Annotated in this window: 12 protein-coding genes; 1 reads left to right on the top strand and 11 read right to left on the bottom strand. The window is 39.4% G+C overall.

Annotated elements, in window-relative coordinates; genetic code table 11:
* Positions 1-90 precede the first annotated feature (90 nt).
* The gene (gene serB / locus ABIS04_RS14165; RefSeq protein WP_140234868.1) at positions 91-1,077 is read right to left on the bottom strand and encodes a phosphoserine phosphatase SerB; all 987 of its coding nucleotides are present in this window, start codon (positions 1,075-1,077) and stop codon (positions 91-93) included.
* A gap of 161 nt (positions 1,078-1,238) precedes the next feature.
* On the opposite strand from serB, the gene ABIS04_RS14170 reads away from it, so the two are divergent.
* Positions 1,239-1,913, top strand: a complete 675-nt coding sequence (locus tag ABIS04_RS14170; RefSeq protein ID WP_140234869.1) for an AhpA/YtjB family protein — start codon at positions 1,239-1,241, stop codon at positions 1,911-1,913.
* A 51-nt stretch (positions 1,914-1,964) separates the two neighbouring features.
* On the opposite strand, the gene deoD is transcribed toward ABIS04_RS14170, so the two are convergent.
* The 10 genes from deoD to pnp form a co-directional block, all read right to left on the bottom strand.
* On the bottom strand, positions 1,965-2,675 hold the full coding sequence (deoD, locus tag ABIS04_RS14175; protein WP_140234870.1) for a purine-nucleoside phosphorylase: 711 nt from the start codon (positions 2,673-2,675) through the stop codon (positions 1,965-1,967).
* A gap of 97 nt (positions 2,676-2,772) precedes the next feature.
* On the bottom strand, positions 2,773-3,990 hold the full coding sequence (locus ABIS04_RS14180; RefSeq protein ID WP_350433443.1) for a phosphopentomutase: 1,218 nt from the start codon (positions 3,988-3,990) through the stop codon (positions 2,773-2,775).
* A gap of 12 nt (positions 3,991-4,002) precedes the next feature.
* Positions 4,003-5,334 carry a thymidine phosphorylase gene (gene deoA / locus ABIS04_RS14185; protein ID WP_350431471.1) on the bottom strand — a complete coding sequence of 444 codons (1,332 nt, stop codon included), beginning with the start codon at positions 5,332-5,334 and terminating at the stop codon, positions 4,003-4,005.
* 125 nt (positions 5,335-5,459) lie between these two features.
* Entirely contained in the window at positions 5,460-6,233 is a 774-nt protein-coding gene (gene deoC / locus ABIS04_RS14190; RefSeq protein ID WP_140234872.1) for a deoxyribose-phosphate aldolase, read from the bottom strand.
* Between the two features lie 385 nt (positions 6,234-6,618).
* A complete protein-coding gene (locus ABIS04_RS14195; RefSeq protein ID WP_350433444.1) occupies positions 6,619-7,506 on the bottom strand; it encodes an outer membrane protein OmpK in 888 nt (295 codons plus the stop codon).
* 358 nt (positions 7,507-7,864) lie between these two features.
* Positions 7,865-9,127, bottom strand: coding sequence for a NupC/NupG family nucleoside CNT transporter (locus tag ABIS04_RS14200; protein ID WP_140234873.1), 1,263 nt, complete (start codon positions 9,125-9,127; stop codon positions 7,865-7,867).
* A 177-nt stretch (positions 9,128-9,304) separates the two neighbouring features.
* Positions 9,305-10,066: a TatD family hydrolase gene (locus tag ABIS04_RS14205; protein ID WP_140234874.1), complete on the bottom strand. Its 762-nt coding sequence runs from the start codon at positions 10,064-10,066 to the stop codon at positions 9,305-9,307.
* Positions 10,067-10,350: 284 nt separating this feature from the next.
* Positions 10,351-11,931 (bottom strand): peptide chain release factor 3, encoded by a 1,581-nt coding sequence (prfC, locus tag ABIS04_RS14210; protein ID WP_137226265.1) that lies wholly within the window; start codon positions 11,929-11,931, stop codon positions 10,351-10,353.
* Between the two features lie 76 nt (positions 11,932-12,007).
* Positions 12,008-12,919, bottom strand: a complete 912-nt coding sequence (nlpI, locus tag ABIS04_RS14215; protein WP_350431472.1) for a lipoprotein NlpI — start codon at positions 12,917-12,919, stop codon at positions 12,008-12,010.
* A 152-nt stretch (positions 12,920-13,071) separates the two neighbouring features.
* Complete coding sequence (gene pnp / locus ABIS04_RS14220; protein ID WP_350431473.1) at positions 13,072-15,168, bottom strand: polyribonucleotide nucleotidyltransferase; 2,097 nt, start codon at positions 15,166-15,168, stop codon at positions 13,072-13,074.
* Between the last annotated feature and the right edge of the window lie 252 nt (positions 15,169-15,420).

The following is a 15,420-nucleotide window of genomic DNA, read 5'->3' on the forward strand; positions in this document are numbered from 1 at the left end:
AATCTAAAACTAACATTACTGCCATGAATTACAACTAGAATAGAGTAACTATTCTATATTTAACGTGCTTTATAAGCATTGATACTGTCTTTATAGCTGTAAGCAAAAAACCAAGGCGCGTAAATCGACATGTTGTATTGAAGCATCTGCGGCGGCAATTAATTTAGGCTTAGCATGAAATGCCAATCCTAAATCAGCGGCCTGGATCATCGCAATGTCATTGGCACCATCACCAATTGCCACTCGTTGGCCTGATGCAATAGACCATTGTTCAGCACACTGATTCACTACGTTAGCTTTGTATTGAGCATCCACGACATCACCGGTCACTTCACCGCTGAGCTTACCATCAACAATAACCAGTTCATTGGCAAACGCGGCGTCTAAATTCAATAATGTCTTTAAATGGTCCACAAATGGTGTAAAGCCACCGGAAGCGACTACTAACTTCCATTGATGCGTTTTTAATTCGGCTAACATCGCTTCAAGACCAGACATTAAGGGTAAGGTATCGCATAATTGCTGAATAATCGCCGCATCGGCTCCAGCAAGCTTGCTGACACGTTGTCTTAAAGATTGTTCAAAGTCTAGTTCACCACGCATTGCACTTGCTGTAACGGCGGCAACTTCTTCACCAACACCAGCCATGAAGGCAAGTTCGTCAATACATTCGATTTCAATCGCTGTGGAATCCATATCCATCACCAATAACCCCGGTTGATTGAGGCGAGCTAAAGGTTGTTGAACAAGCACAATTTCAGCAGCTATATTCGTTGGGAATGACGCTATCCATTGATCATTCGCTACTTGGGCCGCCAATTCAAAACCTAATAAATCATTCTGCCTGTCAAGCTTTGCAATATGGGCATTCGTTGGAATAGAGGATAACCAAGACTCAATTTCAGTTGAGCATTCAACACTAAAAATCACTCGACAACGGTACGATAAATGAGCTTGCAAATTATTCAAATAATCTGACTCTCGATAACGATATAACACACAGCTTAGATGTTGATATGTCTCACAACTACCTGAAAATAACCAATTTAGTAAAACATTATCATCTTGTTTAAGCATCAATACGGCCTCTTAGTATGTTACGACTATCTACTGACAAATTTTTCGATTAATATAGCTTTTTGATGATTCTCTGTAATTAGATAACTACAGAAGGGCTGCCCACAAAAATGCCCAAAAATACAGTTTCTAATTAAATAGAAAAAACACTGAGGATTAAAGTGATTTTTATTAAAGGCCTTAAAAAAAGACAAAAAGTCAGCAGAATTGTGCAAATCATTGTAGCAATAGTACTGATATTAGGTCTAATACAATTGTGGCAATCGAGTTTACGTAATGGCCAGAAATTATTAAATTCACAGACAAAAGTGATGGCTCGACTGTTAGCACAACAAGCTGCTAATGGTGCTGCACCAGCAATGTTTTTGCAAAATGATGAACAACTTCAATGGTTAGCATCTGCACTAGCAGCGGATCCTAAAGTGATGTCGGTGAATATCTATAATTCGCAAGGTGTCAGATTGGCTTTTGCGCAAAGTGTGTCATATGAAAACTTAGAAGCAGATTCAGAAACATTAAAAGGTTTGTTAAAACCGTATCCTCCATTAATTGAAAACGTGATTCAAGATAATAATAATTTAGGTTACGTGGAAGTACGTTTAAATCTGGATATATTTTTTGATGAAATAAAAGTGTTGTATGAACAAAATATGCAATTACAACAGATGATGTTGGTTGTAGCTGGCTTTATTGGTTTATTACTCTCTCGCGCATTATCATTTAAACGAGCAGATTTTGATCGTCGAAAAACACGACTCAAATTACATAAAAAGACCAAAAAGAGGTCATTTACTCCTTCCTCTGCAACAGATATAGATACAGATAGCAAAAAATAATATAAAAAATGGGCACTCAATGAGTGCCCATTTTTATAATTAACGTTTAAATTACAGTGTTAATGCTGCATCTAAAGTCATAACTATCATGTCGCTGAATGTGGTTTGACGCTCATCAGAAGTGGTTTTTTCACCAGTACGAATATGGTCAGATACAGTCACGACACACAAGGCTTTTGCACCTAACTCATGTGCAACACCATACAAGCCAGCAGCTTCCATTTCGACGCCTAAAACACCCATCTTTTCCATCACATCAAACATTTGAGGATCTGGAGTGTAGAATAAATCAGCAGAAAAAACGTTACCAACACGGATCTTCGTTCCATGTTTTTTAGCTGAATCAACGACTGCGCTTAATAAGCTGTAATCAGCAATAGCAGCAAAATCGTTATCTTTAAAACGTAAACGATTCACGCGTGAGTCTGTACATGCACCCATACCAATAATCACGTCACGCACTTTTACATCAGTGCTAATAGCACCACAAGTACCAACACGGATTAGGTTTTTAACGCCATAATCTTTGATTAATTCATGAGCATAAATTGAACAAGATGGAATTCCCATACCTGAACCCATAACCGAAATACGCTTACCTTTATAAGTACCAGTAAAACCAAGCATGTTACGAACATCTGTTACTTGCTCAACATTTTCTAGAAATGTTTCTGCAATGTATTTTGCACGTAATGGATCGCCTGGGAAAAGTACAGTGTCGCCAAAAGCACCTTCAACAGCATTAATATGTGGTGTAGCCATGTTATAACCCCTATGTTTCTATTTTATTTTACTTAATCATGTTTGCAGTTTAGCAAAGGCATTAAACTTTATATAGAACCGTCGTTTGAAAATGTGACTAATTAATAAAAGATTCACCATAATTCATTGGTTCTAACTTAAAATAACTCGCAATAGACTGACCAATATCAGCAAAAGACTTACGGCGACCTAATGAACCCGCGGGTAAACCTGCACCATAAGCTAAAACTGGTACGCGTTCACGAGTATGCTCAGTACCCACCCAGGTAGGATCACAACCATGATCTGCTGTAAATAAAACAAGGTCATCTGGCTCTAAAGCCGCAAATAACTCAGGTAAACGAGAATCAAAATATTCAAGAGCTTTAGCATAACCAGCGGTGTCACGACGATGACCATAATGTGAGTCAAAATCAACAAAGTTAGTAAATACAATAGTGTTATCACCCGCACGCTTAATTTGCACTAAGGTTTCATCAAATAGCTCTTCAAGACCCGTGGCTTTAAACTTTTGAGTAATACCACTATGAGCATAAATATCGGCAATTTTACCAATACTCACCACTTCACCACCAGCATCTTTCATTTTATCGAGCACTGTTGGTGCTGGCGGTAATACCGCGTAATCATGACGATTGCCTGTACGCGCAAAATCTATCGCTCCAGTCCCTACAAACGGGCGCGCAATAACACGGCCAATATTATAAGGCTCTAACTCTTCACGAGCGATTTTGCATAAATTGTATAGATTTTCTAGGCCAAATGATTCTTCATGACAAGCTATTTGAAATACCGAATCGGCAGAAGTGTAAAAAATAGGCTTGCCTGTTTTCATGTGCTCTTCGCCTAATTCTTCAAGAATTTTAGTGCCTGAAGCATGGCTGTTACCTAAGAAGCCGTCTAATCCGGCGCGTTTTAGGATTTTATCGGTTAATTCTTTAGGAAATGAATTGGTTAAATCGCTGAAATATCCCCATTCATATAAAACGGGTACACCAGCCATTTCCCAATGACCACTTGGTGTATCTTTGCCAGAGCTTAATTCATCAGCATGACCATAAGCACCAATAAGCTCAACATTATCACCAAAACCAGCAGCAAATTGACCCGTACTTTCAAAGCCTGCGTGACCTAAACCTAATCGAGCAAGATTAGGTAATTTTAAAGGCCCTTGTCGGCCAATATCCGCTTTACCTTCCGCACACGCCTGCGCAATGTGGCCGAAAGTATCAGAACCGACATCACCAAACTTATCTGCATCGGTGGCTGCACCGACACCAAAAGAGTCGAGCATTAAAATAAAAGTTCGTTTCATCATGTTTTCCCTTTATAAATCTGAAGCGCGAATATAACGATATATTTCAGGCGTCTTCTCAGGCGCACTATCGCCAATAACAATCGCTTGCTGAACAGCTGCTGCGGCTTCTGCAAAAGCATCTTCAGATTGAGCATGGATCATCGCTAACGGGACATCTTTATTAACTTCCTGACCCAATGAACACACTTGAGTTAATCCAACACTGTAATCCAATACATCACCAGGTTTACGACGTCCGCCACCTAAGGTAACAACAGATAAACCAAGTTCGCGTGTATCCATTTTATAAGCAAAACCAGATATGTTCGAATAAACTGGACGTATAATCTTCGCTTGAGGTAAGTATTTATCATATGCCTCAACGAAATCGGTTGGGCCACCTAAGCCAGCAACCATTTTAGCGAACGCTTCAGCGGCCTTACCATTATCGAGTACAGCATTTAACTTATTACGTGCTTCTGCTTCATTTTGTGCAATACCACCTAAAATGAGCATTTCTGCACATAATCCCATGGTGACAGCATATAAACGCGGATTACGATATTGACCAGTTAAAAAGTTAATCGCTTCACGAACTTCTACAGCATTACCTGCACATGAAGCCAACACTTGGTTCATATCCGTTAATAACGCGGTTGTTTTTGTGCCTGCACCGTTTGCGACAGCAGTAATACTACGAGCTAATTCTTCAGATGCTTCGTAGGTTGGCATAAATGCACCACTTCCTACTTTTACATCCATCACAAGGGCATCAAGTCCAGCAGCTAACTTTTTAGATAAAATGGATGCGGTAATTAACGAAATAGATTCTACAGTGGCGGTATTATCGCGAATGGAATAGAAACGCTTGTCTGCCGGTACTAAGTCACCAGTTTGGCCAATAATGGCAACACCTGCGTCTTTAACAACTTTGCGGAACAATTCACTTGAAGGCTCAGTTTGATATCCAGGAATAGCATCAAACTTATCTAGTGTACCACCAGTATGACCTAGACCACGCCCGGAAATCATCGGTACATAACCACCACAAGCTGCAGCCATAGGGCCAAGCATTAAGCTGATAACATCACCCACACCGCCAGTACTATGTTTATCAATAATAGGACCATCAAGGCCGAGTGAATCCCAATTTAATACTGTTCCGGAATCGCGCATCGCAATAGTTAATGCTATACGTTCGTCCATATTCATGTCTTTGAAATACACGGCCATGCCGAACGCAGCAATTTGACCTTCAGAAACCGTATTATGAGTAATACCATCAACAAAAAATTGAATTTCAGCCGTACTTAGTGCATCGCCGTTGCGTTTTTTGCGAATAATCTCTTGAGCAAGAAACATATGAGTCCCCTTTAGGCAATCCAACACCTTGAGGATCGCCATTAATATCTTAAATGTCATCAGATGATGACGCTTTGCATGACCATTAGCGGTCATGCAAAATGAGTGTTAATGCATAATACGAATTAGTAGCCTGAAGTCGATTTAGGCGCTTCAGTCATTTCAAGGGTATGCAGTAAGCTGTTTAATAGGCTAGAGGCACCAAAACGGAATGTTTGCGGACTGACCCAATCAGCACCTAAAATACGTTCGGCTAGGTCTAAAAACTCTGCAGTTTGTTCGGCATCACGTACACCACCAGCTGGTTTAAAACCAACTTGGCGATTTTTCTCACTGATCACAGTTAGCATTATTTCAGCCGCTTCAATCGTGGCATTAACCGGTACTTTCCCGGTTGATGTTTTGATAAAATTAGCACCTGCATCAATAGCTATTTCTGATGCTTTACGAATTAAAGCAGGATCTTTCAACTCGCCAGATTCGATAATCACTTTTAAAAGGACATCTTCACCGCATTCTTCTTTACACGCTTTTACCAATTCAAAGCCAACCGTCTCATTACCAGCCATTAACGCTCTGTAAGGAAACACAACATCCACTTCATCGGCACCATAGGCAACAGCAGCACGGGTTTCTAACACGGCAATGGCAATATCATCATTACCATGAGGAAAGTTAGTCACTGTAGCAATTTTAATGTCTTCACAATCAAGCTCATTAAGTGTTTTACGTGCGATAGGAATAAAGCGAGGATATATACATATAGCAGCGGTATTGCCAGCAGGAGACTTGGCTTTATGGCACAAATCAATCACTTTTTGTTCTGTATCATCATCATTCAATGTGGTTAAATCCATTAATGAAATACCGCGTAGTGCCGCTTTTTTTAAATCAGTCATAATTGCTCTCCGAAACGAAAAATCAAAGTCGATAAATTTTTTCAGGCAATACTATTGAACAGGCATATGATTAAATTATGGCCGGGCCTTCAGTACTGCCAGTAAATCTAGGTGATATTTACTAACCTAGGTATTCAATCTGATAACGAGTACCACGACTTGAATCCTTGAAGACCGGAAAAGGTAAAACAAAGATATTTGTTTTAACTATTCCGCGAAAAATCCATTTTAGCGCGTAAAAATAAAACTTTGTAGAGTACAAACCTTTATATAAAACCACGATATATTCACATAATTTTAGATAAAGATTTAGATGTTTATTTAATTTTTGCTTTAAAATTTGGAGCCACAATCTGCGGCCCCAATATAACTAACTCATTAACAATTAGATTTTGTAAGTTGCAGTGAGGAAGTGAGTCCAACCAGTAGTGTCTAAACCACCGAAACCAAAAGTATCATTTTTAAATGCATTATCGTTCAAGCCATAAGAATGGTAGAAGTACTTACCACCATAACCTAGTGCGAAACGATCTGTATGGTAGTAAAGGCCGAAGAATACAGCACCACCGTGTTCTGTGTTGTTATAGTCGCCATCAGTGTTCATACCTGAATATTCTTCATCCATGTCGAACTGATAATCAACATAACCTTGGAAAGATAAGAAGCTCTTATCTTCGAAGAATACAAATGGCTTGAACCAGTTAGCTGAGAATTGGTAACCATTCCAATCTTTACGGCTAATGTCATAAGCACCATAAAGGTTCATGCCAGTTTTACCTAACCATGGAACCATTACATCCGCACCAACACCCCAAAAAGACATGTTAACATCGCCGCCACCATTGCCTTCTGTATTGATAGCGCCACCACCCCAGTTAAATAGAGTAGATAAATACACTTCCTGAACTGGGCCGAAAGATAAATCGGTACCAGTAATCGCATCAAGTGAGAAACGAGGCGCTAACTTCATGAACATTTTGCTCGCGCCGTCAGCTTTATCGCCTGAATCACTGTTGCCTAAGTTGAACACATCAACATAACCATATAGGTCAACAAAACCAGAACGACCGCCAAACTCCATTTCTAAATAGTTATGAGTAGCTTCATCTTCGTTTGCAATTGGATGCTCATCTATTGCATACATAATGTTAAACTGCATCCACTTGTAATCATTAGCGTGAATGTCACCAGTTTGTTCAGCAGCAGAAGCAGTAAATGCAGAACCGGCTAGAGCAACAGTACTTGCCAATACTAAAGTATTTAATTTTTTCATCATCAACCCCATGTATATTATTTAACTATCTTCGTGGATAGCACTTCTTTTTAGTCATTCGCATTTTACCGTTACTGATATAAATCTCAATATTTAATCAATAAAAAACGAATACAAAATTCTTTTATGTGAACAATGTCGCGACTTTTTGTCTACACATTGTTAACAATTTGACATTTCACCTTTGACAAGAGGATTTAAAGCATCCTTTTTTACAATCAATAAAACGGCATAACTTCATATTGGGAAACGGTGGATTAACACAAAAATCAATAACAACTTTCTTAAAAAACTGGGTCTCTAATTTATTATTGATATAAAGACCCAGCTTTTTGGGGTTTCCCCCAAGGACTTCTTCTTAGATAGCTAAGAATAAACCGGCTAATGTCGCACTCATTAAGTTAGCTAATGAACCAGCGATAACAGCACGGATACCTAATTTTGCAAGGTCATGGCGACGTGCAGGAGCCATAGCACCTAAACCACCAAGTAAGATTGCAATAGAAGATAAGTTAGCGAATCCACACAATGCGAAAGATATAATCGCTTTAGTACGGTCTGACATCATAATGCCAGTTTCTGCTACTACTTTGAAACCTTCAGCAGATGCATCTAGTAGATACGGAGCGAAGTTTAAGTAAGCAACAAATTCGTTAACAACAATCTTTTGACCGATGAAAGAACCCGCAACTAACGATTCATTCCAAGGTACACCGATTAAGAATGCTAAAGGCATGAAGATATAACCTAGGATAAGTTCAAGAGTAATACCCTCTAAACCAAACCAACCTGTTACACCACCGATGATACCGTTGATCATTGCGATTAAACCAACGAATGCGATCAACATAGCACCAACGTTTAATGCAAGGTGCATACCTGATGCAGCACCTGAAGCAGCAGCGTCTAATACGTTTGCAGGCTTATCAGGATCATCTGGTAATTCATCCATTTCATTGATAGAGGCTTCTGTTTCTGGGTGCATCAGTTTAGCCATTAATAGACCACCTGGTGCCGCCATGAATGACGCAGCCACTAAGTATGCAATTGGAACACCCATTTGCGCGTAACCCGCTAATACAGAACCAGCGATTGACGCTAAACCACCAACCATGATGGCAAATAGCTCAGACTGAGTCATTGTCGCAATAAACGGACGTACTACTAATGGTGCTTCAGTTTGACCAACGAAGATATTCGCTGTAGCTGACATAGATTCTGTACGACTAGTGCCTAATGCTTTTTGTAGTCCACCACCGATAATACGGATGATCCACTGCATAATGCCTAAATAGTAAAGCACTGCAATTAGAGAAGAGAAGAATATAATGACAGGTAATACGTTGATGGCGAAAATGAAACCAACTTTAAAGTTAGCCAAATCACCAAATAAGAAGCTAGTACCTGCTTGTGCATAACTAATCACACTTGATACTGCGTCTGAAACACCTTTCAGTATATCTTTACCGATTGGAACATATAATACGAAACCAGCGAAGAATGCTTGAATTGCTAAAGCACCACCGACTGTACGTACATTAATTGCTTTTCTATTATTTGATAGTGCAAAACCTATCAATAGTAAGGTGACCACCCCTACTAAACTCATTACTATATCCATTAATCATCACCCTTTTGTTAACAGTTTTTTTGAATGTTGTTAACTCACCTAATTTCCGTTGACGATTATAACTGAGCATGAAACGAAAAGCGTTGTTTTGATCAAGCTTTTAAAGTTTAATTTCAATCTCTTAGCAAATTAAATAACAAATTGATGTTTTCGTTTCAATAAAAAAGACTAAAGCTCAAATAGTTGCACAGCATTTTTATTCAACTGTTCTAATATACAGACAATTTCTTTTTTCTTTAAAAATGCGATTTCGGACACAATTCTACTTAATATAAGAGGAGTATTACGCGTTTTGGGATGGTCGAAAGGAGGCATACTAGGTGAATCGGTTTCTATTAAGAAGTGTTCTAAGGGTAAATTTGTTACTGTTTGGCGAAGTTTTGTTGCATTTGGATTGAGTATTAAAGCCCCTATGCCCAGTTTAAAACCTAGGTCAATATATCGTTTGGCAATGTCATTGTTACCATAAAATCCGTGCACGACCCCGCTTCGGTCTAGCTTCATTTTCCCTAATATAGCTAAAAGCTCTTGATGGGCTTTAACTGCATGTAAAATAACCGGCAATCGATAAGTTTTTGCAAGCAACAATTGTTGTTCAAGTAACGTTAATTGTTTATCCGACCAATGATGCAATTTATCTAGCCCACACTCCCCTACCGCGACTAAACGCTTGTCCCCCCTATATTTCTGTAACATGGTATCAAGCTGAATAATGGTGGCATCAATATCCTCTGGTACATACCAAGGGTGAATACCAAGTGAAAAATAACAGTCATATTGCTGTGCTATTTGGATTTGCTTTTGCCATTGTTGAACCGATACTCCAGGTATAATAGCGGAGGTAATGCCTTGATGATGCATTGCATCAAACACCTGTGCTCTATCATCATCGAACGCAGCCATGTCGAGGTGAGCATGAGTATCAATCATAAAATTGCCTTTTTATACTATCGCCAACATTAGTATCGATGGTTGGTTGTAATGTGGTTATTGATATTACAATATTATTTTCATGTTTGTTCACTATTGGCAAACAACAATGTTGATTTTCTAGTATTAACCCCATACCACCACACAAAAAACGCATGTCTATCAATTAGTTACACAAAATAATTTAAGAATAGCTTTATTCATCTTAATAATCCCAAAAAAACATCAATAAAAAAGGCGGCAAAGCCACCTTTTTAACATATCTGCAAAAACTATCTTAACAATTAGTGTTCGCGTGTTTTGGTAAACTCAATATCAGGATAACGTTCCATTGATAAGTTGAGATTGACCATTGTAGGGGCAATATAGGTTAAATTATTGCCGCCATCTAGGGCTAACTGTTGACTGCATTTACGACGAAACTCTTCTAATTTACGTTCATCTTTGCAATAGACCCAACGAGCGGTACTGACACTGATACCTTCGTAAATGGCTTCTACGTTATATTCACTTTTTAAGCGCCCAACAACCACTTCAAACTGAAGTACACCAACAGCACCAACAATTAAATCATTAGAATCCACAGGTCTGAAGACTTGTACTGCACCTTCTTCTGCTAGCTGAACCAAGCCTTTTAGTAACTGCTTTTGCTTAAGAGGATCTTTTAAACGAATACGGCGGAACATTTCAGGCGCGAAGTTAGGCACACCAGTAAAGCGCAGTTTTTCACCTTGAGTAAATGTATCACCAATTCGCATAGTGCCGTGATTGTGTAAGCCAATAATATCACCAGGATAAGCAGCTTCAGCACGGCTACGATCCCCTGCCATAAAGGTTAACGCGTCACTGACATTTACATCTTTACCAATACGAACATGATGCATTTTCATGCCTTGTTCATATACACCAGAGCAGATGCGCATAAAGGCAACCCGATCTCGGTGTTTAGGATCCATGTTAGCTTGAATTTTGAAGATAAAACCTGAGAATTTCTCTTCATCAGGAGTGACTCTGCGGACATCACTTTCACGAGGCAATGGTTTTGGGGCCCATTCAACAATACCATCCAAAATATGGTCCACACCGAAGTTACCTAAGGCTGTACCGAAATATACTGGCGTAAGCTCACCTTTTAGAAAAGCTTCTTGATTGAATTCATTTGAAGCGCCAGCAACCAGCTCCATTTCATCACGTATTTCAGTGGCGTATGATCCAAGGACTTTATCTAATTCAGGATTATGTAATCCTTTAATAATGCGTTCTTCTTGGATGGTATGACCCATACCGCTCTGGTATAAAATGATTTCATCTCGCAAAATATGGTACACACCTTTAAATTCCTTACCTGAACCTATTGGCCAGGTAATAGGTGCACAAGCTATTTTTAAGATGTCTTCAACTTCATCCATCAATTCAATGGGATCGCGAATATCGCGGTCACATTTGTTCATAAATGTCACTATGGGTGTATCACGTAAGCGCGTTACTTCCATAAGCTTAATAGTACGATCTTCAACACCTTTAGCCGAGTCAATAACCATTAAACATGAATCTACTGCGGTTAGTGTACGGTAGGTATCTTCCGAAAAATCTTCGTGACCAGGCGTATCAAGTAAATTGATAAGCGCACCACCGTAAGGGAATTGCATCACAGAGGTGGTAATCGAAATACCACGATCTTTTTCCATTTCCATCCAATCAGATTTAGCATGTTGACCAGACTTTTTACCTTTTACCGTACCGGCCTTTTGTAAGGCGTTTCCGAATAAAAGTACTTTTTCGGTGATGGTGGTTTTACCCGCATCGGGGTGCGAAATGATGGCGAAAGTACGACGCTTGTCGACCTCAACTTTATTGCCTGACATGTTAACCTTGCACTAGCCGCTAAAAAAGGCGCAAATTATAGCGCCTATCGACAGAATTGGCTAGGCAAAGTGTTTTTTAGTGCTTCGCTGATAATTCGGTAGATTGTTGAATCATATTTTGCATTTTAGCTAATTCAATTCTCGCATAACGATGTTCAACAAAATCATAGATATTGGTGGCTAACGTTAAACGGTAAAAATTAGCAGCTTGCTGATATTGCCCCTTTTCCGCAGCATGTTTAGCTAAGTAAAAATATGCTTCACATAAACGTTCTGCGTATTCTTTAGGTTGAGACAAACCGAGTTTAGCTGCAACAAACACTTGTTCTTGACTGACTTTTCCCATGTAAAAATCGACCAATACACTGGACCAAGCTTCATTTCTTAATTGCTTTCGCTGTTCAGTTAAATTAATTAAAGCGCTATTTTTATCTATAGAGGAAGCCATTAAATAAAGCCAAAGAACACGGTAACCATCACTAGGATCTTGCTCATAAAATGCTTTCATATCATTAACGGCTAACTCGTAACGTTCGCCATAATATAAAGCAATTCCTCTATTTAAGTAGGCGTAGTCATAACTTGGTGACAATTCTAATACACCATCGAATGCTTCATAAGCACTCTCAAACTCACCTTCTTGGGTATAATAAATACCTAAAAAATTATAAGCATCGGCTAAGTCTGGTTGTAATTTTATAGCTTGATGGAAATCAATTCGACCGAGCAAACGCAAACCAACACTGTCATATATAACCCCACGGTCATAATGAAAACGTGCGCGTTGTTCGTCAGTTAACTCCATAGTAGCCAAAATTTCATTCAGCTTTGCCAAGGTCAATTCCAATTTATAATCTGGCATCACTGGCGCGACAATCATCTGTCCTGCAATATCATCTTTTGAACCTAACGTTGCAGCACACCCTGACAATAACATACTTGCACCGACAACAACGGCAACGATTGTGGTGCGTAGTTTACATTCCATCCGCTTTACCTTATCAGGTTCTATTAATATTCAACATCATAGCAATCTGGCAATCTAAGAGCCATGGACATTACAGATTATTTTTCGATAGATAAAAAAAAGGAGATCAAATGATCTCCTTTTTTTAGTATAACTAAGATTTAACGATTAAATTACTCAGCAGTTTCTTTTGCTTGAGCTTCTTTAATTGATAATCTTACACGACCTTGACGATCCACTTCCATTACCTTAACAGCAACTTCTTGGTTCATTTCTAAATGGTCAGATACATTTGCTACACGTTCGTCACTGATTTGTGAGATGTGTACTAAACCATCTTTACCTGGAAGAATGTTAACGAAGGCACCGAAATCAACGATACGGATAACTTTACCGTTATAGATACGACCCACTTCAACTTCAGCAGTGATTTCTTCAATACGACGGATAGCTTCTTTAGTTGCTTCACCATTTGAAGATGCAATCTTAACAGTACCATTATCATCTAACTCAATCGTAGTGCCAGTTTCTTCGGTTAGCGCGCGAATTACCGCACCGCCTTTACCAATGACATCACGGATTTTTTCTGGATTAATCTTGATAGTCGTAATACGTGGAGCATGGGCAGAAATATCATCACGATGTGAACCAATAGCTTGATCCATTACGTTTAAGATATGAACACGTGCACCATAAGCTTGCTGCAACGCGATATCCATAATCTCTTTAGTAATGCCTTCGATCTTAATATCCATCTGCAATGCAGTAATACCGTCACGAGTACCCGCTACTTTAAAGTCCATATCACCTAAGTGATCTTCATCGCCTAGGATGTCAGAAAGTACAACGAAATCGTCACCTTCTTTAACTAGTCCCATTGCAATACCTGCAACCGACGACTTAATTGGTACACCTGCATCCATTAATGCTAATGAAGTACCACATACAGAAGCCATTGAGCTTGAACCGTTAGATTCAGTAATTTCAGATACAACACGAATGCTGTATGGAAATTCTTCAGCTGAAGGCATAACAGCATTCATACCACGCCATGCTAACTTACCATGACCGATTTCGCGGCGCTTAGGTGAGCCAACCATACCTGTTTCACCAACAGAATACGGAGGGAAGTTATAGTGAAGCATAAAGCGATTAGTACGTTCGCCCATAATGCTATCAATTTTCTGAGCATCACGTTCAGTACCTAAAGTACAGGTTACTAGAGCTTGAGTTTCACCACGAGTAAATAATGAACTACCGTGTGTACGTGGAAGTACACCAGCTAAAACACTTAATGCGCGGATCATGTCTGGCTCACGACCATCGATACGTGGCTTACCATTAATAATACGTCCACGTACAACACTTTTCTCTAAGCTACCAAGTAAGTTGTCTACTTCTCGAGTATCAACTTCTGGATTTTCAGCAACTAATGCTGCTTTAGCTGCGTCTTTAACAATACCGACTTGTACATAACGGTCTTGCTTAACTTCAATTTGATAAGCTTCTGTCATGCCTACTTCAGCAAGTTCTTTAATTTTGGCAACTAATACAGGATCTTGAACTGGTGCAGTCCATTCCCACATTGGTTTGCCGGCTTCAGCCTTGAACTCAGCAATGGCATCAACAACGACTTGTTGTTGATCATGGCCGTAAGTTACAGCACCTAACATGATTTCTTCTGCAAGCGCTTTAGCTTCAGATTCAACCATAAGTACAGCACCTTTAGTACCCGCTACCACTAAGTTAAGTGAACTTGTAGCAAGCTGATCAACAGTTGGGTTCAGTAAATATTCACCGTCGATGTAACCAACACGAGCAGCGCCAAGTGGGCCACTGAAGGGGATACCAGAGATAGCAAGTGCCGCAGAAGTACCAATCATTGAAACAATATCTGGTTCGATTTGTGGGTCAACTGAAACTACAGTGATGATAACTTGAACTTCGTTTTTAAAACCGTTAGGGAATAAAGGACGAATAGGACGGTCAATTAGACGTGCAATCAGAGTTTCATCTTCTGAAGGACGACCTTCACGCTTGAAGAAACCACCAGGGATTTTACCTGCAGCATAGGTTTTTTCTTGATAATTAACCGTTAGAGGGAAAAAACCACGGCTTAGATCCGCTACTTTTTTACCCACTACAGTAACTAATACTGTGGTATCGCCCATGCTTGCTAAAACTGCAGCATCTGCTTGACGTGCAATAACACCTGTTTCTAAGGTGACTGTATGTTGACCATACTCAAAACTCTTTACAATTGGATTCACGTGACCCATTCCTTAATTTAATGACCTTTAATTACGCGTACGAGTATACTTCAATTAGCTCGAATAGTTAAATAGACGCGAGTGGTAGAATGTGAAAATCATAAAAATAATCACATTCCTAGATGAGCACACCGTATTGAAAACTCAATGTGGCACGAAAAACCTCTGTTTATGTCTATTAAGTGACTTAAGGTTGACTTATTGCACTGATTATTGATGACAAGACAGAGGAACTTGACTAAAGTTATGAGC

The organism is Shewanella sp. H8, from assembly GCF_040285065.1.
GTDB lineage: Bacteria > Pseudomonadota > Gammaproteobacteria > Enterobacterales > Shewanellaceae > Shewanella > Shewanella polaris.